This is a genomic window from Actinacidiphila guanduensis, from assembly GCF_900103985.1.
GTDB classification, from domain to species: domain Bacteria; phylum Actinomycetota; class Actinomycetes; order Streptomycetales; family Streptomycetaceae; genus Actinacidiphila; species Actinacidiphila guanduensis.
Map to the genome: position 1 here is coordinate 410,112 of NZ_FNIE01000008.1, position 24,223 is coordinate 434,334.

Sequence of the window (24,223 nt, forward strand, 5' to 3'; positions counted from 1 at the left end):
CACCGGGAGGCGTGCGCCCGGCGCACGGCGACTTCCCGACGCCAGGCGGAGGCAGGGGGAGTACATGGCACAGGGGCGGATCGACGCGCGCCCATTGCTGGAACGCGACGCGGAGATCGCCGCGGCCGATGCCGCTCTCGACCGGCTCACCGACCGAGGACAACCCGCCGGCGGCCTGCTGGCGGTCGCCGGCCGGGCCGGTCTGGGCAAGACCACGCTGCTCGCCGAGGTCCGCGCCCGCGCGGCCGGACGTGGCTGCACCGTGCTGAGCGCCCGCGGCGGTGACCAGGAGCAGCAGGTCGCCTTCCACGTCGCCCGGCAACTGCTGCAGCCGCTGCTGGCAGGCGTCGGGGACGAGGAGCTGAAGGCGGCGTTCGGCAGCTGGTACGGCATCGTGGGGCCCGCGCTCGGGCTGTGCGCCGCCGAGGGGTCCGCGCCCGACCCGCAGGGCCTGCGCGACGGCCTGGACTGGGTGCTCACCCACGTCGTGGTGCAGCACGCGCCGGTGGTGCTGGTGCTGGACGACGCCCACTGGGCCGACCCGCAGTCCCTGAACTGGCTGGCCGCCTTCGCACCGCGCACCGACGACCTCGCGCTGCTGCTCGTCGTCGCCTACCGGCCGGACGAACTCCCGGCGTCCGCCGAGGCGTTCCGCGGCCTGCCGGGCCGCGCCGGAGGCCGGCCCATCGGCCTGGAGCCGCTGACCGCGGGCGCGATCGGCGACCTGGTGCGCGAGGCCGTCGGCGACCACGCCGACGACGCCTTCTGCCGCGAGTGCTGGGCGGTCACCGGCGGCAACCCCTTCGAGGCCGTCGAGCTGACCGCCAAGGTGCGCGACCGCGGCCTTCGGCCCGACGCCTCGGCCGTCCCGCTGCTGCGCGACCTGGCCGCCGCGGTCAAGGGCAGCGGCCTGATCGCCCGCCTGGAGCGGCTGGGGCCCTCCACGGTCCGCCTGGCCTGGGCCGCGGCGGTGCTCGGCACCGAGGTCAGGCCCGAACTCGCCGCCGCCGTCGCCGGTCTCGGCAGCCAGGAGGCCGCCGACTGCGCCGACCGGCTGCGCGAGGCCCGCGTGCTCACCGGCAGCCGCACTCTGGAGTTCGTGCACCCGCTGATCGCCACCGCGGTCTACCGGGCGATCCCCGACGCGGTGCGGGTGGCCCTGCACGGCAAGGCGGCGTGGGCGGTGGTCGACGCCGGGCTCGGCTCCGCCGCGGCCGCCCGCCACCTGCTGGAGACCCACCCCGAGGAGGACCCCTGGGTGGTGGGCCACCTGCGCGCCGCCTCCCGCGAGATGCTGGGCGCCGGCGCGCCGGAGGCGGCCCGCGACCACCTCGCCAGGGCGCTGCGCGAACCCCCGCCGCCGCACGAGCGGGCCGCCGTGCTCTACGAACTGGGCAGCTCCACCCAGCTGCTGGAGCCCACCACCACCGTCAACCACTTGCGCGCCGCCCTCCAGGAGCCGATCGACGACCCGGACCTGCGCGACCGCATCGTCATCCTGCTCGCGCAGTCCCTCGCCCACAGCGACCGGATCGGCGAGGCGGCGGACGAGGTCGGGCGCGCCGCCCGCAGCGCGACCAGCGCCCGTACCCGGCTGCGCATGCAGTCCGAGCAGTTCATGTGGGACGCCTTCCGCGCCGACGAGCCCGACTCGCCCCGCCGCTCGCGCCGCCTGGCCCGCTTCGCCGACCGCCTCACCGGCCGCGACCTGACCGAGCGCTACGTCATCGGCCTGCGCGCCTGGGACGCCACCTTGCGCGGGGAGCCCACCGAGACGGTGCTGCACCACGCCGCCCGCGCCCTTTCCGGCGGCCTGCCCTGGGCCGACGCCAGCCGCGGCTTCGAGGTGCCCGCGCTGGTCGCCATGACCTACGCCTACGCCGACCGGCCCGAACGCGCCGAGGAACTCTTCGCCGAGGGCATCGCCGACTTCGAGCGGCACGGCTGGCGCGGCGCCCACCTGTCCTTCGGCTACCTGCTGCTGGGCTACGTGCGCCACCGCAGCGGCCGGCTCGCCGAGGCCGAGGCGCTGGCCCGCGACGGGCTGCGGCTGGCCGAGCGGGTCGGCCGCGGCACCCCTGTGCAGTGGTACGCCGTCGCGGTGCTGACCGGGGTGCTGATCGCCCGCGGCCGCACCGCGGAGGCCGCCGCCCTCGCCGAGGAGTACGCCTTCGCCGAGCCCTTCCCCGCCGCCGTCACCTTCCCCGACGCCCAGGCCGTCCACGGCGCCCTGCTGCTGGCCGGCGGCCGCCACGAGGAGGCCGCCGCCGAACTGTCCGCGGTGGGCAGCAGGCTCGACCCGCGCGGCATGCGCAACCCAGCCTGGTGCCCCTGGCAGCTCGACCTCGCCCGCGCCCAGGTGCACACCGCGCCCGAACTGGCCGGCGCCACCGCCCGCGACGCCCTCGGCCGCGCCCGCCGCTTCGGCGCGGCCTCCACCATCGGCCACGCCCTGCTCGTCACCGCCGAGACCGCCGCGGGACAGGAGCGGCTCACCCTCCTCGCCGACGCGGTCACCTGTCTGGAGGCCTCCCCGGCCGCCCACCACCTCGCCGCCGCCCTGGTGGCGCAGGGCACCGCCCTGGCCGAGGCCGGGCGCACCGCGGAGGGCCGGCGGGCCCTGCGGCGCGGCCTGGAAGGGGCCGTCAGCTGCGGCGCCGACGGGCTGGCCGGGCGGGCGCGGGCCGGACTCGCCGGGGTCCCCGGGCAGCCCGCGCCCGGCGGGGCGGCCTGACGGCCCGGCTCCCACCGCACCGGGGCTACCCGTACGATGGCCGCATGTCCTTCCTCCGCCGCCGTAGCGCCGCCACGCCTTCCGGTCCGGACTTCGACGTCCTCGCGATGGACCCGGGGGACTGGCCCGGCGACCTGGGAGCGGGGCTGCTGCCCGGGCCCGACGGCAGCTGCCAGGGCATCTACCTGCGCTACGACCTGTTCGGCGGCCGCGGCCCCGCCATGCTCATCGGCAACCTGCCCGAGGGCTCCCCGGCGCGCGAGCTGCCCGAGGGCGAGGTGCCCTTCGAGGTGGCCCAGCTGCTGGCCGCGCTCGGCAACGAGGAGCCGGTCACCGTCACCGAGGTCGAGGGCACCCCGGTGATGCTCGGCGACGGGCCGCTGATCGTGCGCCGGATCAAGGTCTCCGAATCACGCGTGGCCTGCGCCCAGTTCGAGCGCAGCGACGGCGTCCAGGTCACCATCGCCACCTGGGACCGCCCCATCACCGAGGACCTCTACCAGCTGCTCAAGCCGCTGCCCGCGGAGATGTTCCAGGCCGGCTGACGGCGCCGCCGCCCGTCCCGTCCCGGTGCGCCGGCCGGGGTGGTGACCCCGGCGCGCCCGGGGCGCGCCGGAGACGCCTCAGCGGGTGCCGACCGCCGCGCGGACCGCCTTGCGGGCCCGGCCGCAGTCGTCGTGCAGCCGCCGCAGCAGCAGGCGCTGCTCCTCACCGGCCTCGGCGGCGCCGGGCGGCACCGGTCCGGTGGCCCGCATGGTGCGCTGCACCGCCGTCTCGTAGGTGCGGATCTCACGGGTCAGCACGAGGATCAGGTTCACCAGGAAGGCGTCGCGGGCGTCGGGGCCCTGGCTCTGCGCCTGCTGGCTGATCTGCCGCCGCGCCGCGGGGTCGTCGCCCAGCACCGACCACAGCACCGCCAGGTCGTATCCGGGCAGGTACCAGCCGGCGTGCTCCCAGTCGACCAGTGAGGGGCCGGCCGGGGAGACCAGCACGTTGGACAGCAGGGCGTCGCCGTGGCAGAACTGCCCCTGCACATGCGCCAGTCCGCGCAGCAGGTTCTGCAGGTCGCCCAGGTCGCGGTCGGTGAGCAGGCCCAGCTGGTGGTAGCGGTTGATGCGGGCCGGGTAGTCGATGGGTGCCTCGAAGGCGCCGGCGGCCGGCCGCCAGGCGTTGATCCGGGAGTACGCGCTCAGGGCCGCCCGTACGTCGGCCCGGGTCGGTGACTGCACCGGGTGCCGCTGCGGGGCCACCACCCGGCCCGGCATCCGCTCGATCACCAGCACGCAGCTGTCCGGGTCCGCCGCGATCAGCCGCGGCACGCGCACCGGCGGGCGCTGGCGGACGAAGGTGCGGTAGGCGGCTATCTCGTGGCGGAAACGTTCCGCCCATGCGGGAGAGTGGTCCAGCAGGCACTTCGCCACCGCCGGGGCCCGCCCCGAGGTGCCGATCAGCAGTGCTGTGCGGCCGCCCCTGCGCAGCAGCTGCGCCGGCGCGAACTCGGGGCAGATCCGCTGCACCGCGGCCACCGCGGTGCGCAGCTGGGCCCCCTGAGGGCCGGTCAAGTCGATTCTCCCGCCGAGCGGATGGGAGCCGCCCCCCGCGGTCCGCCGCACGGCGGCGGCGCGCGGGCGCAGCACCGGCTCCGCCATGGAAGGGTGCGCGAGCCGGGGCGGAACGGACACGGAGGACGATGCCGAATACATGAGTGGAAGCAGATCCCTTCGTGTGCAGCGGTACCGGGAACGCCCGCCCGGCTCGCCGGTACCGCACCCTGGGGAATGCGGCGGCGGGCCGGGTGGCGCGTTCCTACCTGACACCCGCGCGCGGGTGGCAGACCATCTGGCGGACCCTGGCGAACCCTGGCGAATAGTCGCGGGGCCCATGACAACGGGATTAGTGTCAACGTGCCGAGGAACCTGGGGGCTTGACGTGGGCAGCGAAGCCAACACCCGACTCGCGGACCTGTTCGGCCTCACCGGATGGTCCAAGGGCGAACTCGCACGGCTGGTCAACCGGCAGGCGGCGGCCATGGGCCACCCGCAGCTGGCGACCGACACCTCGCGGGTGCGCCGCTGGATCGACACCGGCGAGACGCCGCGCGAACCCGTGCCGAAGGTGCTCGCCGCGCTGTTCACCGAGCGTCTCGGCCGTGTCGTGACCATCGAGGACCTCGGGTTCGACCGGCGTCGGCAGACGGGGAAGCGCCAGGCAGTGCACGACCTGCCCTGGCCGCCGGAGCGAACCGCCGCGGTCCTCACCGAATTCACGGGAATGGACCTCATGTTCAACCGACGCGGTCTGGTGGGCGCGGGCGCCGCGCTCGCCTCCGGTTCCGTACTCAGCACAGCCATGTACGACTGGCTCCACTCCGACCCGGTGCTCGCGGCCGATGGCCCGGTCCTGGACGACCCCCTCACCGTCGACCCGGCCGCCCTGGAGCGCGGCGGGGCCGCCCCGGTCGGCTCCCAGGAGATCGAGTCCCTGGAGCAGTCGGTGACGGTGTTCCGGGCCTGGGACGCCTCACGCGGCGGCGGCCTGCAGCGCAAGGCGGTCGTCGGCCAGCTCAACGAAGTGGGCGAGCTGCTCACCTACCGCCATCCGCCGCACCTGCAGCGGCGGTTGTGGGGGGTGGCGGCCAACCTCGCGGTGCTCGCCGGGTGGATGTCGCACGATGTGGGCCTGGAGCCCACCGCCCAGAAGTACTTCGTGATCGCCGCGCACGCCGCCCGCGAGGGCGGGGACCGGCCGCGCGCGGGCGAGGCGGTCTCCCGTGCCGCCCGCCAGATGGTGCACCTGGGCCGGCCCGGCGAGGCGCTGGACCTGATGGACCTGGCCACCTCGGGCTCGGGCCGGCAGACCCCGCCGCGCAGCCGGGCGATGCTGCTGACCATCGAGGCATGGGCCCAGGCGGCCATGGGCAGCGGCCGGCAGATGCGCCGCACCCTCGGCCGCGCCGAGGACCTGTTCGCCTCCGACGACAACAAGGTCCCCTCACCCGACTGGATGCAGAACTTCGACGAGGCCGACCTGCACGGCATGGAAGCACTCGCCTACCGCACCCTGGCCGAGCACGACCCGGCGGCCGCCGGGCAGGCGCAGTACCACGCCAAGGAGGCGATCAGGCTGCGCGGCTCCGGCCACGAGCGCTCGATGATCTTCGACTACCTCTCGCTCGCCTCGGCCTGCCTCATCGCCAACGACCCCGAACAGGCCGACCGCTACGCCAGGATGGCGCTGCTCACGATCGGGCAGACCTCCTCGCACCGCACCTGGGACCGGCTGCGCGCGATGTACCGCCTCACCGCCCCCTACGGCGACCACAGGGGCATGCAGGAGCTGCGCAGGGAGATCGAGACCGCGCTGCCGAAGGCGAAGAGCCGCGGCCCGCGCACCCGTTCGGTGTAGGCGGGCCCCCGCAGGTCCGAGAGAAGGGCAGCCTGTCGGCAGGGCAACGGGCGCTCCCCGGTCGGGACTTGAGCCGGTTTTCCCAGCTCCCTCGGTCCCGGATCTGCCGTCCTCAGCCCAGCCGGGCGATCAGCACGCAGGCGTCGTCCTCGCGGTCCGGACCGCCGAACTCCTCGGCGACCAGCCGCAGACAGTCCTGCGCGGACGTGGCCTCGGCGAACGCCTGCGCCATGGCGAGCAGCCGCTCGGCCCCGGTGGGCCGGCCCGTGCCGTCGGGCGTACGCCGCGGCACCAGGCCGTCGGTGTGCAGCAGCAGCAGGTCGCCCGCGGCCAACTGCTCGGTCGCCTGGGCGTACTGGGCACCGGAGGTGGCGCCCAGCAGCACGCCGTCCGGCGGGTCCAGGACGCGCCCCGTCCCGTTGCGGAACAGCAGCGGGGCGGGGTGGCCCGCCTGCGCCCAGTGCAGCTGCCGGGTGCCCGGGTCGTAGCGGCAGCACAAGGCGCTGCCGAGGGCGGGCTGCGGGGAGGTGTCCAGCAGTTCGTTGAGCCAGCCCATCAGCGGGCCGGGCTGCAGGCCGGCGACCGCCATGCCGCGCAGGGCGCCCAGCAGCATCGCCATGCCCGAGGTGGCGGCCACGCCGTGCCCGGTCAGGTCGCCCACGGTCAGAAGGGAGGAGCCGTCCGGCAGCTGCATCGCGTCGTACCAGTCGCCGCCGATCAGGCCGCTGGTGGACGACGGGAGGTAGTGCGCGGCCAGGTCCATCGTCACGGGCCCCCCGTCCTGCGGGAACCGCTGGGCGCCGCGCCACGGCGGCAGCACGGCCTCCTGCAGCTCCACCGCGAGGCGGCGCTCGGTCTGCGCGATCCGCCGCTGGCGCTCCAGGGAGTCCCTGGTCTCCCGCAGGGTGCGCTGGCTGCGGCGCAGATCGCTCACGTCCCGGATCACCGCCCACATCGAAACGGTGTCGCCGTCCGGGCCGAGCACCGGCTCGCCGACCATGTGCACCGTGCGGACCGAGCCGTCCGCGCGGACGATCCGGAACTCCCCGTCGATGGGCCGCCCGTCCACCAGGCAGGCCGTGGTCATCTCGGTGAGCAGCTGCTGGTCCTCGGCGAAGAGCCAGGACGGCAGCTCGTCCAGCGTCAGCGGGCCGTCCTGCGGGGAGCGGCCGAAGATCCGGAACAGCTCGTCGGACCACTGCACGCCGTCGGTGAGCAAATCCCACTCGGCGCTGCCGGCCCGGCCCAGCGCCCCGACCGCGGCCGCGTCCGGCCGGCCCTGGCGCAGCGGCAGCTCCGGCGGCAGGTCGCTCTCGGGCGGGCCCTGCGGGTCGAAGCCCTCGCGGAGCTGGCCGAGGTGCGTGTTGAGGTCGTCGAGCTGGTGCACCGCGAGGTCGCACAGGGCGCGCTGCCAGCGCTGCCGGGGGTCCTCGGTGTCGCCGGCGCTTTCCTTGAGCACCGAGTCCACCCGGGTGCGCAGCTGGCGGGCCTGGGTGATCAGCGCGTCCACGGCGCCGGCGTCCGGCGGTTGGGCCGCGGGGTGATCCGCGTGCGTGGGGGACGGCATGACGCACTCCGAACGTGTCTGCGGGCTGCCGATCCGGCGGCCGCGGCGGACGGTGGACCGGTTGGGGCCCTTGGGGCCGGTAACGACTGTTGCACAGTGAGCGATGTGCCGTAAGGGTTTCTGCGATACCCGATCCGGTGGTGCTCCTGGCATATGCCAAATGACTGCGTCTCGTGAGAGGCCGTCCGGCCGTCACCGAAGGGGGTCCCCGCGCGGCCCGAAGCCGCTCCGATCAGGCGCGGGAGCGGTGCCGGCCGGTCCGCCCGTGCTGCCGCCGCCGGACTCCGCCGGCCCGCCGTACCACCGCCACCGGCACTTTCGCGCCATGCGGCGCAAGGGCGCCACCCCTGTTCGAGGGGGTCCGGTCACTTCCCGGCCGTCCCGGCTCCGCTTCCCTCGTTGTCCTCGTTGTGCTCCGACCGTTTCCGGCCGCTGCGCCCGGGGCCGCCGAGGGTCGGCCCGGAAGCGACACGGCAGTCCCGAATCGGTAGGCTTCGGCCGCCCGTCCGCAGGGAGTCCCGCCCCGCCGCCCGGCATGAAACGCCCGGTGGCCGGTAAGGATGCCGGGCGACGGCAGCGGAAATCCCGTTGCCAGGAGATCCCCCGCACCGGATGCTGACCTCATGTTCGACCCAGACATAGCGCCCAGCGGCACCCTTCTCGGCCTCCTCCAGAGAGGACGCGGAGACGGGCCCCTCCATGCCCTGGCAGCGCCCCGGGCGGAGGCGCTGGCCGCCCTGGAGCAGTGCGTGCTGCGCGACCCCCGCCTCGACTGGCGGGTGGAGTCGCGCTCCTTGTACTACGCGCGCCTGTACTCCGACCTGGAGGGCCCGCTCGACGGGATCGAACAGCACCTCTTCCACCCCGACGACCTCCTGGTCCCCGACGAGCACCGCTGCGGCCTGGCCCTGGCCGTCCTGGGCCACCTGGCCGGATACGGCCGCCGCGACGCCCTGCGCCTGCTGCGCCGCTACGCCGCCGTAGGCGGCTGCTGGGCCTGGGCCCTGGACGAACTCGCCGTCCACGACACCGAGGACGGCCTGCGCGCTCTCGGCCCCGCCGTCGTCGCCCGCTTCCCCGACACGCCCGAGGGGCAGGCCGAACTCGCCCGCGCCGCCAAGGAGGCGTACGAGCCGCGGCCCTGGCAGCTGTGGGCCGAGGACGCCGCGCACCCCGGCACCGCCGAGCGGGTCCGCGCGGCACTCGAACAGGTCTCCTTCGACCGCTGGCAGCGCCAGCTGCGCCCGGCCGGGCCCACCCCCGGCTGGAGCGTGTCCGCCGTCCTGGACTGGGCCGAGCAGGGCCTGGCGCAGCATCCGGCCGTCGAGCGCGACCAGCCCGCCGCCCGCTGCCTGGCCTCCGTCGCCGGCCCCGAGGACCGCCCCGCCCTCCTGGACGCCGCCCTGCACGGCGCCTCCGCGGCCCGCGCCAGCGCCGTACGGCACCTGGCCGACCGGCGGGACCCCGCCGCGCTCGACCTGATCGCCGCGGCCGCCGACAGCGGCGACGAGCGGGTGGTACGCGCCGGGGTGGAGTCCTTCGAGCGGCTGCGCGACGAGGCGGCCCTGGACCGGGCGCGCACCTGGGTCGCCCGCGGCGGCCCGCTCGGTACCGCCGCCGCGCGCATGCTCGCCCGGCGCGGCGGCCCCGAGGACGCCGGCCTCGTACTGGCCGCGCTGCGGCGCACCGTCCAGACCGGCGGCGCCGACGCCGAAGGGCTCGACGCCCTGGTGGAGGGCGCCGGCCGCCTCCACGCCTGCGGCGCCAGCCCCGTACTGCGGCACCTCTACCGGGAGACCTCCTCCTCCCAACTGCGCGGCACCGCCGCCCAGGCCCTCTCCCTGGTCGACCCCGGATTCGCCGCGGGCTTCGCAGTGGAGTGCCTGTGGGACTGCGAGGAGAGCACCCGCGAACTGGCCGCCCGCACCGCCGCCTCCGGCGACGTGCGCGTCCTCACCCAGCTCCGCCGGCTGGCCGCCGACCCCGCCGAGGAGGCCGAGGTCCAGACAGCGGTCCGCGGCCGCCTCAGCTCGGGCGGCACCACCCGCTGAACCCGCCGGCCGCGACCCTCCACGGCCGCCCCTGCCCGCTCCGCCCCGAATGAGGGGAGCACGGCGCGGGCGGCCCGGGGCCGATGCCCGGGCGAGAGCCGCGGGTCAACCCTTCGCGCGCGGCCGCCAGGCGTACGCCGGGCGAACGGTTTCCAGCGGGCGGGCGCGGCGGCCCCGACGACGCGGTGCGCGGGTGTGAGGGCTGCCGGTGCGAGCCGTCCGCGAGGGGCGTTGGGCCTGGTGAACAGGGCGGTGTGAGCGAAGAAGAACGCAGCCGTTCCCCTCCGGGAAAGATCCACGTGACCCTGACAACCCCCGGCGCGGCGACAACGGCCGTATGAGAGTCGCCATCGTCACGGAATCCTTTCCTCCCGACGTCAACGGAGTGGCCCACTGCGCGCTGCGCACGGCCGAACACCTGGTCCGGCGGGGGCACGAGCCCCTCGTCGTGGCCCCGGCGGGGCCACAGCCGCCGGAGCCGGGGCAGGACCCCTGCCCCGTCGTCCGCGTCCCCTCACTGGGCCTGCCCGGCTACCCCCAGGTGCGGGTCGCGCTGCCCGGGCGGCGCACCGCGGCGGCGGTGGCCGCGCACAAGGCCGACATCGTGCACCTGGCGAGCCCCTTCGTCCTCGGCGTGCGCGGGCAGGCGGCCGCGACCCGGCTCGGCATCCCGGCCGTCGCCGTTTACCAGACCGACCTCGCCGGATACGCCAAGACCTACCTGAGCGCGGGAGAGGCCGCCGCCTGGCGCCGCATCAGGGCCGTGCACACCGCGGCCGCCCGCACCCTCGCGCCCTCCACCGCCTCCCTGGACGCCCTGGTGCGGCAGGGCGTGCCGCGGGTCCACCTGTGGGCCAGGGGCGTGGACTCCGAGCGCTTCCACCCGCGGCACCGCGACGCGTCCCTGCGCGCCGAACTCGCCCCCGGCGGCGAGCTGGTCGTCGGCTACGTGGGCCGGCTCGCACAGGAGAAGCACGTCGAGCTGCTGGCGGGCGCGTGCGCGCTGCCGGGCGTGAAGGTGGTGGTCGTCGGCGACGGACCCAGCATGACCGGGCTCCGCGGCGCCCTGCCCGGCGCGGTCTTCCTCGGCCGCAGGACCGGACACGACCTCGCCCGCATCTACGCCTCGCTCGACGTCTTCTGCCACACAGGGCCGTTCGAGACCTTCTGCCAGACCGTCCAGGAGGCCATGGCCAGCGGCCTGCCCGTGATCGCCCCGGCGGCCGGCGGCCCCCTCGACCTCGTCGGCCATGGCCGCACCGGGCTGCTGGTGCCGCCCAGGGACGCGGCCGCCGTCAGCGAGGCCGTCAGGACGCTGCAGGCCGATCCCGCGCTGCGGGACCGCTTCGGCGCCGAGGGGCGCGCGGCTGTCGAGCAGCGCACCTGGGAGGCGGTCGGCGACCAACTGCTCGGCCACTACGCCGACGTGCTGGCGCAGCACCAGGCGGCAGCGGCATGAGCGGCCGGCCTCCCGCCACCGGGTCCGGCGGCGGCGCGCCCGAGGGGCTGCGCATCGTCCGCCTGGCGAACTTCGTCACGCCCACCTCCGGCGGCCTGCGCACCGCCCTGCGCCACCTCGGCGAGGGCTACGCGGCCGCCGGCCACGAACCGGTGCTCGTCGTCCCCGGCCCCGGGCACCGCGACGAACTCACCTCCCAGGGACGGGTGATCACCCTGCCCGGCCCCGAACTGCCCGGTACCGGCGGCTACCGGGTGCTCGCCAGGCGCGCCCCGGTGGCCGCCGTCCTCGACGCCCTGGCGCCCGACCGAATCGAGGTATCCGACCGCACCACGCTGCGCTGGACGGGGGAGTGGGCCCGGCGCCGCCGCATCCCGGCCGTGATGGTCTCCCACGAGAGCGCCGACGGCGTCCTGGGCACCTGGGGGCTGCCCGCCGGGCTCGCCCGGCGGGCGGGCGACGCCCTCAACCGCCGTACCGCGCACGCCTACACGCGGGTCGTGTGCACCACCGCATGGGCGGCGGCGGAGTTCGACCGGATCGGGGCCCGCAACGTCGTACGCGCGCCTCTGGGCGTCGACCTGGCGTCCTGGCACGGCGGCCACCACGACCCGGCCGTGCGCGCCCGGCACGCGCGCGAGGACCAGGTGCTGCTCGTGCTGTGCTCGCGGCTCTCGCCGGAGAAGCGGCCGGGCGACGCCCTCCAGGCCCTGGCCCACCTGCGGGCCGGCGGGGTGGACGCGGTGCTCGTCGTCGCGGGCGAGGGCCCGCTGCGGCCCCGGCTGACCGCCCAGGCCGCCCAGGACCGGCTGCCGGTCACCTTCCTCGGCCACGTCGCCGACCGCGCCCACCTCGGCGCCCTGCTGGCCACCGCCGATGTGGCGCTGGCCCCCGGGCCGGTGGAGACGTTCGGCCTCGCCGCGCTGGAGGCGCTTGCCTGCGGCACCCCTGTGGTCGCCAGTGAGCGCTCGGCACTGCCCGCGATCATCGGCGCCGCGGGCGCCTCGGCGGGCACCCCGCAGGAGTTCGCCGACGCGGTCCGGGGCCTGCTCGCCGTCCCCGCGGAGACCCGCCGCGCCCGGGCCCGGGCCAGGGCCGAACTCCACCCGTGGCCCGCCGCAGTGGCCGCGTTCCTTGCCGCGCACGAAGCGGCCGTGGGGGGCGTGCCCGGCCTGGAGGGGGGCGTGGCGGGCGCTGTCCACGGAGGTGTGGCATCCAGTAGCCATGGTGGCGAGGCCGAGCCTGTTGTCCATGGTGGCGGAGCCGTTGTTGTCCACGGCGGTGTGGCGTCGGACGCCCATGGTGGCGGGACGGCGTCCGGCGTCCATGGTGGCGGGGTGGTTGCTGTCCACGGCGGTGTGCCATCCGGTACCCGTGACGGCGGGGTCGAGCCTGTTATCCATGGTGGCGACACGGCGTCCGGCGTCCATGGCGGCGCGGCCCCTTCGCAGCCGGCTGTCCAAGGTGACGGGGCACCCGTCGGCTCGGGCGAGGCCGTACCCGAGGTGTCCCCGGCTCGCGTCCAGGGCGCCCAGGCACCCCGCGTCCCTGGTGCGCAGGTGCAGCCTCCCTCCCTTGCGGCGGTTACGGCCCTCGGCCCCGAGGACGGCGCGCCGTGACCGGCGGGCTGCGGTTCGCCGTGCTCGGCGACTCGCTGAGCGAGGGCGTCGGCGACCCGCTGCCCGGCGGCGGGTGGCGGGGCTGGGGAGTCCTGCTCGCCGAGTCGGTCGCCGCCGGCCCCGAGCGCGTGGAGGTGCTCAACACCGCGCGCAGCGGGGCCCGTACCGGCGACGTGGCCGGGCCCCAACTCGCCGCGGCGCTGGCCCACCGGCCGCACATGGCCTCCGTGGTCGTCGGCGGCAACGACACCCTGCGCGGCGGCTTCGCCATCGAGCAGGTCGTCGCCGACCTGCACACCGCCATGGGCGCCCTGCGGGCCGCCGAGGCGACCGTGCTGACCGCGTGCCTGCCCGACCCCGGCACCGTGCTCGGCCTGCCCTGGCCGCTCGCCCGGCCGCTGGGGCGGCGGATGGAGGCGCTCAACGACGCCGTGCACGCCCTGTCGGCCCACCACGGCGCCGTCCACCTGCACGCGGCCGACCACCCCTGGACGACCTCGCCGGGTGCCCTGAGCGCCGACCGGCTGCACCCGAGCGAGCAGGGCCACCGGCTGCTCGCGCGCGACTTCCACACCGTGCTCACCGAGGCGGGCCTGGCCTGCGGTCCCGCGCCCCGCCTCACCCCCGACCACCGGCCGCCCGGGCGCGGCGCCGCCACCTGGTGGATGGCCACCCGGGGCACCAGGTGGGTCGCCGACCGCTGCCGCGACCTGCTGCCGGATCTGCTGCGGCTGGCCGCCGAGGAGCACCGGCACGAGCGGCACGGCACCGCCTCGCTGCTCGACCTGGCCGCAAAGGAGGCCACCACCGCGGCCCTTGACGCCCTGGGGCTCGCCCCTGTGCGACGGGACGAGGCGTCCGTGGCCGCCGGGCCCGGCGCGGGCTACCGCGGCAGCGGCACCGGGCGCAGCGGCACGAACCGTACCGGGGTGCCCGGCGGCGACTGGGCCGCGGCCGGCAGCGCGGCCTCGGCGACCACCCCGATGACCGGGTAGCCGCCGGTGGTCGGATGATCGGCGAGGAAGACCACCGGACGGCCGTCCGGGGGCACCTGGACGGCACCCAGCACCATGCCCTCGCTGGGCAGTTCGCCGCTCCGGGCCCGCTCCAGCACCGGGCCCAGGGTGCGCAGTCCGATCCGGTTGGAGTCGGGCGAGACCGTGTAGCGCCCGGTCGCAAGGGTGCGCAGGGCCTGCGGGGTGAACCAGTCGTCGCGCGGGCCCGGCGTGAAGGGCAGCACCAAGGGGGCACCGAGCCCGGCGTACGGCACCGCGTCGGCCGACGCCGCAGGACCGCGGGGCCCGCTGCCCAGCGGGAGTTCGTCGCCCGCCGCCGATGGAGCCGGCCCCAGCCCCGACAGCAGGTCCGCCGAGCGGCTGCCCAGCACACGCGGCACGTCCACGCCGCCTGCGAACGCCGCATAGGAGCGCAGGCCCTCGGTCGCCGCCCCCACCTCCAGCAGCGCGCCGGCCGGCACCAGGAGGGGCGCGCCCCACGCGGCGGGCCGGCCGTCCACCCGTACCGGGCAGGCCGCACCCGTCACCGCGACCACCACCGGCTGCGAGGGGCGTACCGCGCAGCCGTCCACCGTGGTCTCCAGCCCGGCGGCGCCCGGCGCGTTGCCCACCATCCGGTTGGCCAGCCGCAGCGCGGGACCGTCCAGCGCCCCCGAGCGGGGCACTCCCAGGTGCGCGTAACCGGCCCGGCCGAGGTCCTGCACGGTCGTCAGGGCACCTGGGCGCACCACGTGCAGCACGCCCGTCACGGGAGCGCCGTGAAGCGTACGGCGGTGCCGGGCGCGAGCAGGGCGGCGGGCTCGCGGGCGGGGTCCCACAGGGCCGCCTCCGCCGTGCCCAGCAACTGCCAGCCGCCCGGCGAGGAGCGCGGGTAGACGCCCGCGTACGGCCCCGCGAGGGCCAGCGAGCCGGCCGGCACCGAGGTGCGCGGGGTCGCCCTGCGCGGCACGTGCAGGTGCGCCGGCAGGCCCGTCAGATAGCCGAAGCCCGGGGCGAACCCGCAGAAGGCCACCCGGAAGACGGTGCCGGTGACCACTGCGGCGACCCCTTCGCGCGACATGCCCCACAAGGCGGCCACCTCGGCCAGGTCCGGGCCGTCGAAGCGCACCGGCAGTTCGACCGCGTCGCCCTGCCCGGCCGCGAGGGGCGGCACCTGCCAACCCGCCGCCATGGCGGCGAAGGCCGCCGGGTCCGGCAGCCCGTCGACCAGCACCGTGCGCGCGGCCGGGACCACTTCGGCACCCGCCGGCACCTCGCCCGCCGCCTTGCGGCGCAGCACCTCGGCGTGCAGCGCCGCCGCCTGCTCGCCGTCCTCGGCCTCCAGCAGCACCGCGGCCCGCCCGGCAGCCATCGCGCGCAGCTTCACGATGCCGCCCCGATCCCACCCGGCGCCCACGGGTTCGCGCCCCGAGCGCCCGAGCGGCAGGCGCCCCGCCCGCGTTCACCGCGCCCCACGCCAAGTCCCCCCGTGCGAAGCACCGTTAGCCTCGCCCGCGCCTTCACGCGGGGTGCGCCCGGCGGTACCCGCCGCCCCGCCGCCTGCTGGCCCCGCCTCACGCGAACGCCTCCACCCGCAACCCCGCGTCCTCCAGCGCCCGCCGTACCCGCGCCGCAAGTGCCGAGGCACCGGGGGTGTCACCGTGGACGCACAGGGAGCGGGGCGTGACCTGCACCTCCTGACCCGTCACGGCCGTCACCCAGCCGTCGCGGGCGAGTCCCACCGAGCGGGACACCACGGTGCCGGGGTCGGTCACCACCGCGTGCGGCTCCCGGCGCGGCACCAGGGTGCCCGCCGCGGTGTAGGCGCGGTCCGCGAACGCCTCGTGCACCACCGGCAGCCCTTCCCGCGCGGCCGCCGCGAGGAGCCGGGAGCCCGGCAGCCCGAGCACCGGGAGCGGCCCGGCCAGCCGGACGCCGGCGACCACCGCGGCCGCCTGCTCCGCGTCGTCCACCACCCGGTTGTAGAGCGCCCCGTGCGGCTTCACGTACGCCACCGAGGCCCCCGCCGCCCGCGCGAAGACCTCCAAGGCGCCGATCTGGTAGGCCACTTCGGCCGCGAGCTCGTCGGCCGGCACGTCCATCGCGCGGCGGCCGAAGCCGGCCAGGTCGCGGTAGGAGACCTGCGCGCCGATCCGCACCCCCCGCTCGGCGGCCAGGTCGCACACCCGCCGCATCGTCGCCGGGTCGCCGGCGTGGAAGCCGCACGCCACGTTCGCGCTCGTCACCACCGACAGCAGGGCCGCGTCGTCGGTCAGCGACCAGCGGCCGAAGCCCTCGCCGAGGTCGGCGTTGAGATCGATCGCCGCTTCCGCCATGATTCCGCCCCGGGGTCCCACTGCTGTGCGCCTGCGTTGTCCTGCCGGCCATTGAAGCATCCCGGAGGCGGCGCGGACCCCGGTGCGGCCGCCCGCCCCGTACGCATCCGCGCCGTTTGGGCCGTTGTCGGTGCCAGCGCCTAATGTGTGGGGCGTGACCACGACCGTCCCGTACGCGCCGCACCCGCTGCCGGGGGCCGCGCGCCCCGCCCCGGGCCCCGCGGCCGACGAGGGCCTGGCCCGCCGGCTGCGAGCCCTCGCCTGCACCGCGCCGCTGCACGACCTGGACTCCCGCAAGGCCAACCTCGCCGGAGAGTACAGCGTCTACGCGATGGCCGAGATCGCGCTCGCCGCCATCGACCTGGTCACCCTGCACATGGACTTCGACACCGGCGCGGACCACGACCAGATAGTGGCCAGGCTGCTGCCCCGCGTCGCCGCCCAGGCACCCACCCGCTCGGCCGCCGAGCACGAGCGGGTGGCCCGCTGGGTGCTGGAGAACCTGATCAACGTCGGCAGCGCCGACCGCGGCTTCCGCGCCGTCTACGGCACCTTCGGCCCCGACGGCGCCTACGTGCGGCGGGACTACGACTTCAAGCTCATCGAGGAGGTCCCGGGCCCCGGCGGAAGCGTCTACCTGCGGACCACCGACGAGGCGGTCAACGTCCTGGTCGGCGCCCTGGACACCGACGTCACCAGCGCCCAGATCGCCGCCGAGGTCAAGCTGGAGGTGCTGATCAGCCGCGGCCGCCTCGCCGACGCCCAACTCGCCGCCGAGCAGGCCCGCTACCGCACGGTGCAGTACGCCGAGACACTGCGCCGCACCCTGGAGGCCACCCGGCGCAACGTCCGCGCGGTCGACTGGCTGCGGCGGGTGCCCGACATGATCACCGAGGCGCTCGACCACGTCGCCGACCGCTACCGGCACGAGAACGCGATCCTCACCAACATCCGCAAGGCGCGCGACGAGGCGGAGGACCCCGAGCACCGGCGGCGGGCCGCCGAACTGGTGGACATCGTCAAGGACTGCATCCGGCGCCACACCCAGCTGCAGTCCCGCCTCCTGGAGGCCGGCCCGCTCTTCCGCGCCGAGCAGGACCGCCAGGCGTTCGCCGCCCCGCCCGCCCGGGCCGGCCTCGACCTGTACGGCCAACTGGTCGCGCCCCTGCTGCCGTTGCCGGTCGAGCAGGCGTCCCGGGTCACCGACGCCTTCTTCGCCCGCGGCACCGGCCTGCGCACCCCGGGCGCCGTCCGCGTCACCGACCTGGTCGACCTGCTGCTCACCCCGCCCGCCGAACGCGACCACCTGGGCGCCGAGATGCCCGAGCCGGACCTGGTGGCCACCCCCGACGACTCCCGGTTCAGTGACGAGCAACTGGAGTCCGCCCTCGCCCTGCTGGACCTGCCCCCCGACGCGCCCCGGCGGCTGTCCGGGCTGCTCGCCGAGGCCCGCGCCGGCGGCGACCCCGACCTGGCCTACCTCGTCGCCCTGCTCGCCGTGCACGCCGCCTCCCCGCCGGTCGGCACCGCCCACCGGCAGGGCGAGCCGCGGCTGCTGTTCGCCGTGGACGACGGCACCGTGCTGGACGACCCGGAGTTCGGCGGCGCGGACCTCATCGTCGGCACCGCCCGCCTCGCCGCCGGGACCCCGCAGCCGTGACGCCCGCACCGGCGCCGCCGCAGGGAAGGCGCGCCCTGGCACCAGCACGAACCCACGCAGTCAAGGAGCCGAGTTGAGCGAGTACCGGGAGGACCGGGCGGCGGAGCCGGGCGCCAGGGAGGCGCGCGACGCCAGGGAGTCCGCGCCCGCGGTGACCGCGGGCGACGTCGCCGACGCCGCCCGCCTGGTCGGCTTCGGCCTGCAGCCCAAGCTGGTGCCCGCCCGCGACACCGAGTACGCCGACCTGGTGCGGCGCCACCGCGACGACCCCGCCTTCGCCCGCCTGGCCGACGCGGTGGCCGCCGGCCTCGGCCTGGTCGTCCTGGAGGTCTCCTCGCGCGCCGGCATGGCCGTCACCGCCGCCGAGGACTCCGTCTTCGCCGTCCGCATGGGCGACTACGCCCGCCGCGCCGCCTCCGACGCCGGCGACCGCTTCCTGCACGGCCTCGCCCACCTCGCCACCGCCGCCCTCGCCTTCCCCCGACCCGAGGACCTCGCCGACGACGGCTACATCGGCCGCATCACCGTGCACGGCGTGGACGCCTTCGTGCGACAGGCGTGCCGGCGGCTGGAGGAGCGGGCCGAGGAGCAGGGCGAGAACACCGACCCGGCCAGCGACGCGCCCGGGCTGGAGGCCGCCTGGCGCGTCTACACCCGCCGCACCGCCACCGGCGCCACCAAGGACGCCCGCCGCCTGGCGAGTTCGACCACCGGCATCATCGCCAAGGCGGTCGCCTTCCTCGTCGACTCCGGCTTCCTGCAGCGCACCGGCGACGAGTCCGGCGGCACCTACCGCACCACCGCCCGCTACCAGTTGCAGGTCCGCGACATGGCCGGCAGCGCCGCCATGGCCGAACTGCTCGACCTCGGCGTCGTCCCCGTCGCGGACGGCACCCCGACGCTGGTGCCCGCCGCCGACGGCGAGGCCGACGACCTCGTGGCCGACGCGGGCCTGCCCTTCCACAGCCACGCCTGACACCCGTAACAGCATCCCCCCTCAACGCCCCGTCCCGCCCGCCCCGACCACCCGAGCACGAGAGCCCCCCGCATGTACGAGCTTTCCCGCGTCCGCCTCTACTCCATCGGGCCCGCCGGCGCGCGCTACGCCGACACCGTGCTCGACCTGCGCGGAGTCGGCGAGCCGGTGCCGCAGCCCGCGCCCGCGCAAGGGGAGTTCTTCGCCGACGAACCCGCCGGGCCACCGCGCCGCCCCGCGCCCGCGGGCGTGCTCTTCCTGGAGAACGGCGGCGGCAAGTCGGTGCTGCTGAAGCTGATCTTCTCGGTGATGCTGCCCGGCCACCGCAACACGCTGGGCGGCGCCAGCTCCGGGGTGCTGCGCAAGTTCCTGCTCGCGGAGGACTGCGGCCACGTCGCCCTGGAGTGGCAGCACACCGTCACCGGCGAGCTGGTCGTGGTCGGCAAGGTCAGCGAGTGGCGCGGCCGCCAGGTCTCCTCCGACCCGCGGAAGTTCGCCGAGGCCTGGTACTCCTTCCGGCCCGGCCCCGGCCTCGGCCTGGACAACCTGCCGGTCGCCGAGGCCACCTCGGTGCGGCCCGCCGCCGAGGGCGCCTCGGGGGCGCGCGGCCGGCGCCGCACCATGAAGGGCTTCCGCGACGCCCTCACCGAGGCCGCCAAGGCGTACCCGCACCTGGAGGTCGTCTGGGAGGAGGTCCACGACCGCTGGAACGAACACCTGGGCGACCTCGGCCTGGACCCCGAACTCTTCCGCTACCAGCGCGAGATGAACGCCGACGAGGGCGAGGCCGCCGGTCTGTTCGCCGTGAAGAAGGACTCCGACTTCACCGACCTGCTGCTGCGCGCGGTCACCGACACCCGCGACACCGACGGCCTGGCGGACCTCGTACACGGCTTCGCCGGCAAGCTCGGCCGCCGCGCCGAACTCACCGCCGAACGCGACTTCACCGCCGGCTCCCTGGACCTGCTCGACCGGATCGTCGAGGCCGCCGCCGCCCGGGACCAGGCGCGCGCCGTGCACGCCCAGGCCGAGCGCCGCACCCGCGCCCTGACCCGCCAGCTGTCCGCCCGCGCCCGCCAGGAGCGCGGCCGCGCCGCCGAACTCGCCGGGCACATGGCCCAGGCCGCCCACGCCGTCACCGACACCGAGCAGGCGCACGCCGGCAGCGCCCGCATCGCCGCCGAACTCGCCTACCGCCACGCCTCACTGGCCCTGGCCGCGGCCGAGAAGGGCGCCGCCGCGCTGCGCCGCGAGCTCACCGACGCCCGCACCCTGCACGCCGCCTGGCAGGCCGCCGAGACCGTGCTGCGCCAGCGCGCGGCAGGCGACCGGCTGGCCCGCGTCACCGCCGCCATCCGCGAGGCCGAGCGCGACGCCGCGCCCGCCCTGGCCGCCCGCACCCGGGCCGCCGCCGACCTCGTCCGCGCCCTGCAGGCGGCCGCCGCGGGCGCCGAGCGCCGGGCCGACGAGGAGGAGGCCCGCTCGGCCGAGCTGCAGGAGGCCGCCGAGAGCGCCCAGCGGGCCGCCACCGCCGCGGCCACCGAGGCACAGCGGGCCCGCAGCGAGGCCGGCCACCTCGGGCAGCGGCTGACCGAGGTGGCGCAGGAGACCGCCGAGGCGGTGCGGGCCGGCTGGCTCGACGACTCCGCGCCCGACGCCGACCCCGCCCGCGCGGCCCTGGCCGCCTCCGACGCCGAACGCGCCGCCGACGAGACCGCCCGCACCACCGCGGCCGCGGCCGCCGCCGAGGCCGTACGCGCCCGCGAGGCCGCCGCGGCGGAGGCGCGCGCCGAACTCGCCGCCGCCCGGGCCGCCGACGCCCGCACCGCGGCCAGGACCGCCCACCGCACCGCGCGGACCGAGATCGAGGGCATCCTCGCCGACCCCCGCGCGGCCGCCCTGCTCGGCCTCGCCGGCACCGAGGAGCCCGCCCGCGGCCTGGTCCCCGCGCAGGGCGGCGCCCCCGAGGCCGTACGGGACGGCGCGCGGGGACACACCGGGGAGGCACCCGAAGCCGCCGGCCCTTCGCCCGACCCCGCCCTCGGCTCCTTTGACGGCCCCTCCCTGGAAAGGGCCGCCGAGCACCTGCGCGAACTGCTCGACACCGCCGTCGCCACTGCCGAGCGGCAGCTGTTCGACCTGCGCACCGCCGCGGCCGACGACGCCCGCATCCTCGGCGCCCTCGGCGACGGCGGCCTGCTCCCGCCCGGCCCCGACGTGCTCGCCACTGTGGAGTACCTCGGCGAGCACGGCATCCCCGCCCTGCCCGGCTGGCGCTACCTCGCCCAGGCCGTCGACCCGGCCGACCACGCCGCGGTGATGGCCGCCCGGCCCGAACTCGTCGACGGCGTCGTCATCACCGACCCCGGCTCGTACGCCCGCGCCCGCGAGGCCCTGGGCCAGGCCGCGCTCCTGCCGCGCTCCACCGTCGCGGTCGGCACCGCCGCCGCCCTGCTCGCCCCGCCGCCGCCCGCCGACCGGGCCCCCGACGTCTTCCTCGTCCCGCCCAACCCGGCGATGCACGACGAGGTCGCCGCCGACGGCGAGCGGCAGGAACTGCGGGCCCGCGCCACCGCGCGCGAGGAGGAGATCCGGGCCCTGGCCGCGCGCCTGGCCCACGACCGCACGCTCGCCGCCCGCCTCGCCTCCTGGCGCGGCTCCTGCCCGCCCGGCCGGCTCGCCGAACTCGCCGCGGACGCCGCGGCGGCCGAAGAGGCCGCCGAGGCCGCCCGCGGCGACCTGGCCGCCGTCCGCGAGGAGCGCGCGGAGGCCGACGCGGCAGCCGCCGGGACCGCGGCGGCGAGCGATACCGCCCGCGCCGCCGCCGAGCAGGCCCGCCGCCGCGCCGACGCCCTGGCGGGCCTGGCGCACCGGCTGCGCGAACGCGCCGGCTGGCAGCGCCGGGCCCGCGAACTGGCCGCGGACGCCGCCGAGGCCGACGCCCGCGCCGAGACCTGCCTCGCCGAGGCCCGCGCCGCCGACGAGGACCGCAGGGCCGCCCAGCGCGCCTCCGACGACGCCCGCCGCACCGCCCGCGCCCTGCGCGCCGAGCGCTCCGAGGTCGCCGGCGCCCCCGACGAGCCCGAGGCCGCCGACCCCGCGCAGGACACCGCGGCCGACCGGCCCTCGCTGCCCGCCCTGCGCGAGGCGTACCGGGCCGCCTCCCAGGTCTACGAGCAGGTCGGGGTCGGCGCCGACCTGCGGGCCGAACAGGCCCGCGCCGAGAGCACCGAGGCCGCCGCCCTCGCCGAGCTGGAGCGGCTCACCAACAAGGTCCGCAGCCGCGCCGCCCAGCTCCTGGAAGGGCCCGACGGGGCCGACGGCCCCTCCCGCCAGGCCGCCGCAGCCCGCGCCGAACAGCTCGTCCACACCCTGGAGTCGCGCCAGTCCGCCGCCAGCGAGCAACTGGGCCGGCTGCGCGGCGAGGCCGAGCGGCTGGCCCCGGCCGAAGGCGGCGCCCACACCGAGCTGCCCGACTCCCTGCAGCCGCGCGACGCCGACCACGCCCAGCAGCTGCTGCGCGCCGCCACCGCCGAACTCGCCGCCCGCACCGAGGAGGTGGAGGAGGCCAGGAGCGCCCACAGCGACGTCGTGCGCGCCCACCGCGCCGCCGAGGACGCCGCCGGCGGCTTCGACGAGGTCGCTGCACTCCTGCGCGACCTGCTCCGCGAGGGCCCCCAGGCACCCGCGGAGGACGACGAACCCGATCCCTACCCGGCCGCGTTGGAGGACGCCCGGCGGGCCGCCGCCGAGGCCCGCCGCTCCCTGCGCGGCTGCGCCGCCGACCTGGCCGCCGCCGAGACCCGGGTGCGCGACGCCTGCGACGTCCTGGTCCGGCACGCCAACGCGGTCCGCTTCGAGCAGGTCCGCACCCCCGCCCGCCAGCAGGTCCGCGAGCTGCCCGCGGCCGCACTGCCCGAGCACGCGGCCGCCTGGGCCGCCGCCTTCGCGCCCCGGCTGCGCGTCCTGACCGACGAGCTGGAGCAGTTGGAGCGCAACCGCGACAGCATCGTGGACCGGCTGCGCGGCCTGGTGGAGTCCTCCCTGGCCACCCTGCGCTCCGCGCAGCGGCTCTCCCGGCTGCCCGAGGGCCTCGGCGAGTGGTCCGGCCAGGAGTTCCTGCGCATCCGCTTCGAGGACCCCGACCAGGCGGTGCTCACCGAGCGCCTGGGCGAGGTCATCGACGAGGCCACCCGCGCCGCCGTCCGCAAGAACTCCGACCTGCGCCGGGACGGCATGACGCTGCTGCTGCGCGCGGTGGCCGCCGCCCTCGAACCGCGCGGGGTGGCCGTGGAGATCCTCAAGCCCGACGCGGTGCTGCGCGCCGAGCGCGTCCCCGTCGGCCAGATGGGCGACGTCTTCTCCGGCGGCCAGCTGCTCACCGCCGCCATCGCGCTGTACTGCACCATGGCCGCCCTGCGCAGCAACGACCGCGGCCGCGAGCGCCGCCGCCACGCCGGCACCCTCTTCCTGGACAACCCGATCGGCCGGGCCAACGCCACCTACCTGCTGGAACTGCAGCGCGCGGTCGCCGACGCCCTCGGCGTCCAGCTCCTCTACACCACCGGCTTGTTCGACACCACGGCCCTCGCGGAGTTCCCGCTCGTGGTGCGACTGCGCAACGACGCGGACCTGCGCGCGGGCCTGAAGTACATCAGCGTGGAGGAGCACCTGCGGCCGGGACTGCCGGCGCCCGCCCCGCAGGGCGAGCAGGTGCACGGCGAGATCACCGCGACCCGGGTCTTCCGCAGGCCCGCGGAGGCGGCGGCGGGCGGCGCCTGAGGCGGCTCCAGGAAAGCCCTCGGAAACTTTTCGCGGGGCTTCGAAGGAGGAACGGCGGAGCTTTCGGGGAGCTTCGCGGTCCCTCGCAGGGGCCCGGGAGCGCCGCCCTCAGACGCGGTGCATGTGCAGTATGTGCGGCCTTCCGCGCCTCCCGCGGGCCGCCGCCCGCGCCGCCCGCCGGGCCCTGCGGCGCTCCTTGCGCAGCGCCCGGGCCGCGCTGCTCGGGCTGGAGACCACCCCGTTGCGCTGGTTCCACACCTGCCGGGTCACCCACACGTCCAGCACCGCCCAGCTCGCCACCACGCTGGTGAGCACCGTGCACAGCGTCATGGGCGCGGACAGCCACGAGTGCCCGGCGGCCAGGAGCACCGCCACCACCGTCTCCACCAGGGCCACGGCCGCTATCAGCACCGCCCGTACGGCGGCCGCGCGGACCGGGTCGGGCAGCCGCGGGGTCCCCACGGGCTGCTCCTCCCACACCGTTCGGCGTTCGTCCTCCATGACGGGTCCCTGCCCCGAAACACCCATGTGCATTCAGCACTCACAGGGGTAGTACGTTTCCGGCCAGACGGGATCAACCACTCAGACGGACTTTCGAGTTACAGCAGTGGCAGTAGTAGGCTCGCGCCGTTTGCAGAC

General features: G+C 76.9%; 15 protein-coding genes and 1 pseudogene. 10 read left to right on the forward strand and 6 right to left on the reverse strand.

The window, feature by feature from the left end:
• Positions 1-64: 64 nt before the first annotated feature.
• Both BLR33_RS19840 and BLR33_RS19845 read left to right on the forward strand, forming a co-directional pair.
• Positions 65-2,734, forward strand: coding sequence for an ATP-binding protein (locus BLR33_RS19840; RefSeq protein WP_093785850.1), 2,670 nt, complete (start codon positions 65-67; stop codon positions 2,732-2,734).
• 44 nt (positions 2,735-2,778) lie between these two features.
• Positions 2,779-3,279 (forward strand): hypothetical protein, encoded by a 501-nt coding sequence (locus BLR33_RS19845; RefSeq protein WP_093785851.1) that lies wholly within the window; start codon positions 2,779-2,781, stop codon positions 3,277-3,279.
• A gap of 78 nt (positions 3,280-3,357) precedes the next feature.
• On the opposite strand, the gene BLR33_RS19850 is transcribed toward BLR33_RS19845, so the two are convergent.
• The gene (locus BLR33_RS19850; protein ID WP_093785852.1) at positions 3,358-4,437 is read right to left on the reverse strand and encodes an aminoglycoside phosphotransferase family protein; all 1,080 of its coding nucleotides are present in this window, start codon (positions 4,435-4,437) and stop codon (positions 3,358-3,360) included.
• Positions 4,438-4,663: 226 nt separating this feature from the next.
• Between BLR33_RS19850 and BLR33_RS19855 the strand changes: the two genes are divergently transcribed.
• Complete coding sequence (locus tag BLR33_RS19855) at positions 4,664-6,139, forward strand: DNA-binding protein NsdB (protein ID WP_093785853.1); 1,476 nt, start codon at positions 4,664-4,666, stop codon at positions 6,137-6,139.
• Between the two features lie 112 nt (positions 6,140-6,251).
• Here the strand turns inward: BLR33_RS19855 and BLR33_RS19860 are convergent, their stop codons facing one another.
• Entirely contained in the window at positions 6,252-7,706 is a 1,455-nt protein-coding gene (locus tag BLR33_RS19860) for a PP2C family protein-serine/threonine phosphatase (RefSeq protein WP_093785854.1), read from the reverse strand.
• 623 nt (positions 7,707-8,329) lie between these two features.
• Here BLR33_RS19860 and BLR33_RS19865 point away from each other — a divergent pair.
• From BLR33_RS19865 to BLR33_RS19880, 4 genes and pseudogenes are all read left to right on the forward strand, one after another.
• Positions 8,330-9,757, forward strand: coding sequence for a hypothetical protein (locus BLR33_RS19865; protein WP_093785855.1), 1,428 nt, complete (start codon positions 8,330-8,332; stop codon positions 9,755-9,757).
• Between the two features lie 337 nt (positions 9,758-10,094).
• Positions 10,095-11,216 carry a glycosyltransferase family 4 protein gene (locus tag BLR33_RS19870; RefSeq protein WP_093785856.1) on the forward strand — a complete coding sequence of 374 codons (1,122 nt, stop codon included), beginning with the start codon at positions 10,095-10,097 and terminating at the stop codon, positions 11,214-11,216.
• Positions 11,213-12,367, forward strand: a pseudogene (locus BLR33_RS19875) (glycosyltransferase); the annotation flags it as partial. The gene BLR33_RS19870 and the pseudogene BLR33_RS19875, both read left to right, overlap by 4 nt.
• Positions 12,368-12,831: 464 nt before the next feature.
• The gene (locus BLR33_RS19880; RefSeq protein ID WP_245771523.1) at positions 12,832-13,830 is read left to right on the forward strand and encodes an SGNH/GDSL hydrolase family protein; all 999 of its coding nucleotides are present in this window, start codon (positions 12,832-12,834) and stop codon (positions 13,828-13,830) included.
• Here BLR33_RS19880 and BLR33_RS19885 read toward each other — a convergent pair.
• The 3 genes from BLR33_RS19885 to BLR33_RS19895 form a co-directional block, all read right to left on the reverse strand.
• Positions 13,719-14,600, reverse strand: a complete 882-nt coding sequence (locus tag BLR33_RS19885; protein WP_093785858.1) for a 5-oxoprolinase subunit C family protein — start codon at positions 14,598-14,600, stop codon at positions 13,719-13,721. The genes BLR33_RS19880 and BLR33_RS19885 overlap by 112 nt on opposite strands.
• Entirely contained in the window at positions 14,597-15,202 is a 606-nt protein-coding gene (locus BLR33_RS19890; RefSeq protein ID WP_176930333.1) for a 5-oxoprolinase subunit B family protein, read from the reverse strand. Before BLR33_RS19890 ends, BLR33_RS19885 begins: the two co-directional genes overlap by 4 nt.
• Positions 15,203-15,404: 202 nt before the next feature.
• On the reverse strand, positions 15,405-16,166 hold the full coding sequence (locus tag BLR33_RS19895) for a LamB/YcsF family protein (protein ID WP_093785859.1): 762 nt from the start codon (positions 16,164-16,166) through the stop codon (positions 15,405-15,407).
• A gap of 154 nt (positions 16,167-16,320) precedes the next feature.
• Between BLR33_RS19895 and BLR33_RS19900 the strand changes: the two genes are divergently transcribed.
• From BLR33_RS19900 to BLR33_RS19910, 3 genes are all read left to right on the forward strand, one after another.
• Complete coding sequence (locus BLR33_RS19900; RefSeq protein WP_093785860.1) at positions 16,321-17,826, forward strand: hypothetical protein; 1,506 nt, start codon at positions 16,321-16,323, stop codon at positions 17,824-17,826.
• A 151-nt stretch (positions 17,827-17,977) separates the two neighbouring features.
• Positions 17,978-18,802 (forward strand): hypothetical protein, encoded by an 825-nt coding sequence (locus tag BLR33_RS19905; RefSeq protein ID WP_093785925.1) that lies wholly within the window; start codon positions 17,978-17,980, stop codon positions 18,800-18,802.
• 72 nt (positions 18,803-18,874) lie between these two features.
• A complete protein-coding gene (locus BLR33_RS19910; RefSeq protein WP_093785861.1) occupies positions 18,875-23,584 on the forward strand; it encodes a hypothetical protein in 4,710 nt (1,569 codons plus the stop codon).
• A 108-nt stretch (positions 23,585-23,692) separates the two neighbouring features.
• Here the strand turns inward: BLR33_RS19910 and BLR33_RS19915 are convergent, their stop codons facing one another.
• On the reverse strand, positions 23,693-24,085 hold the full coding sequence (locus BLR33_RS19915) for a hypothetical protein (RefSeq protein ID WP_322987173.1): 393 nt from the start codon (positions 24,083-24,085) through the stop codon (positions 23,693-23,695).
• Between the last annotated feature and the right edge of the window lie 138 nt (positions 24,086-24,223).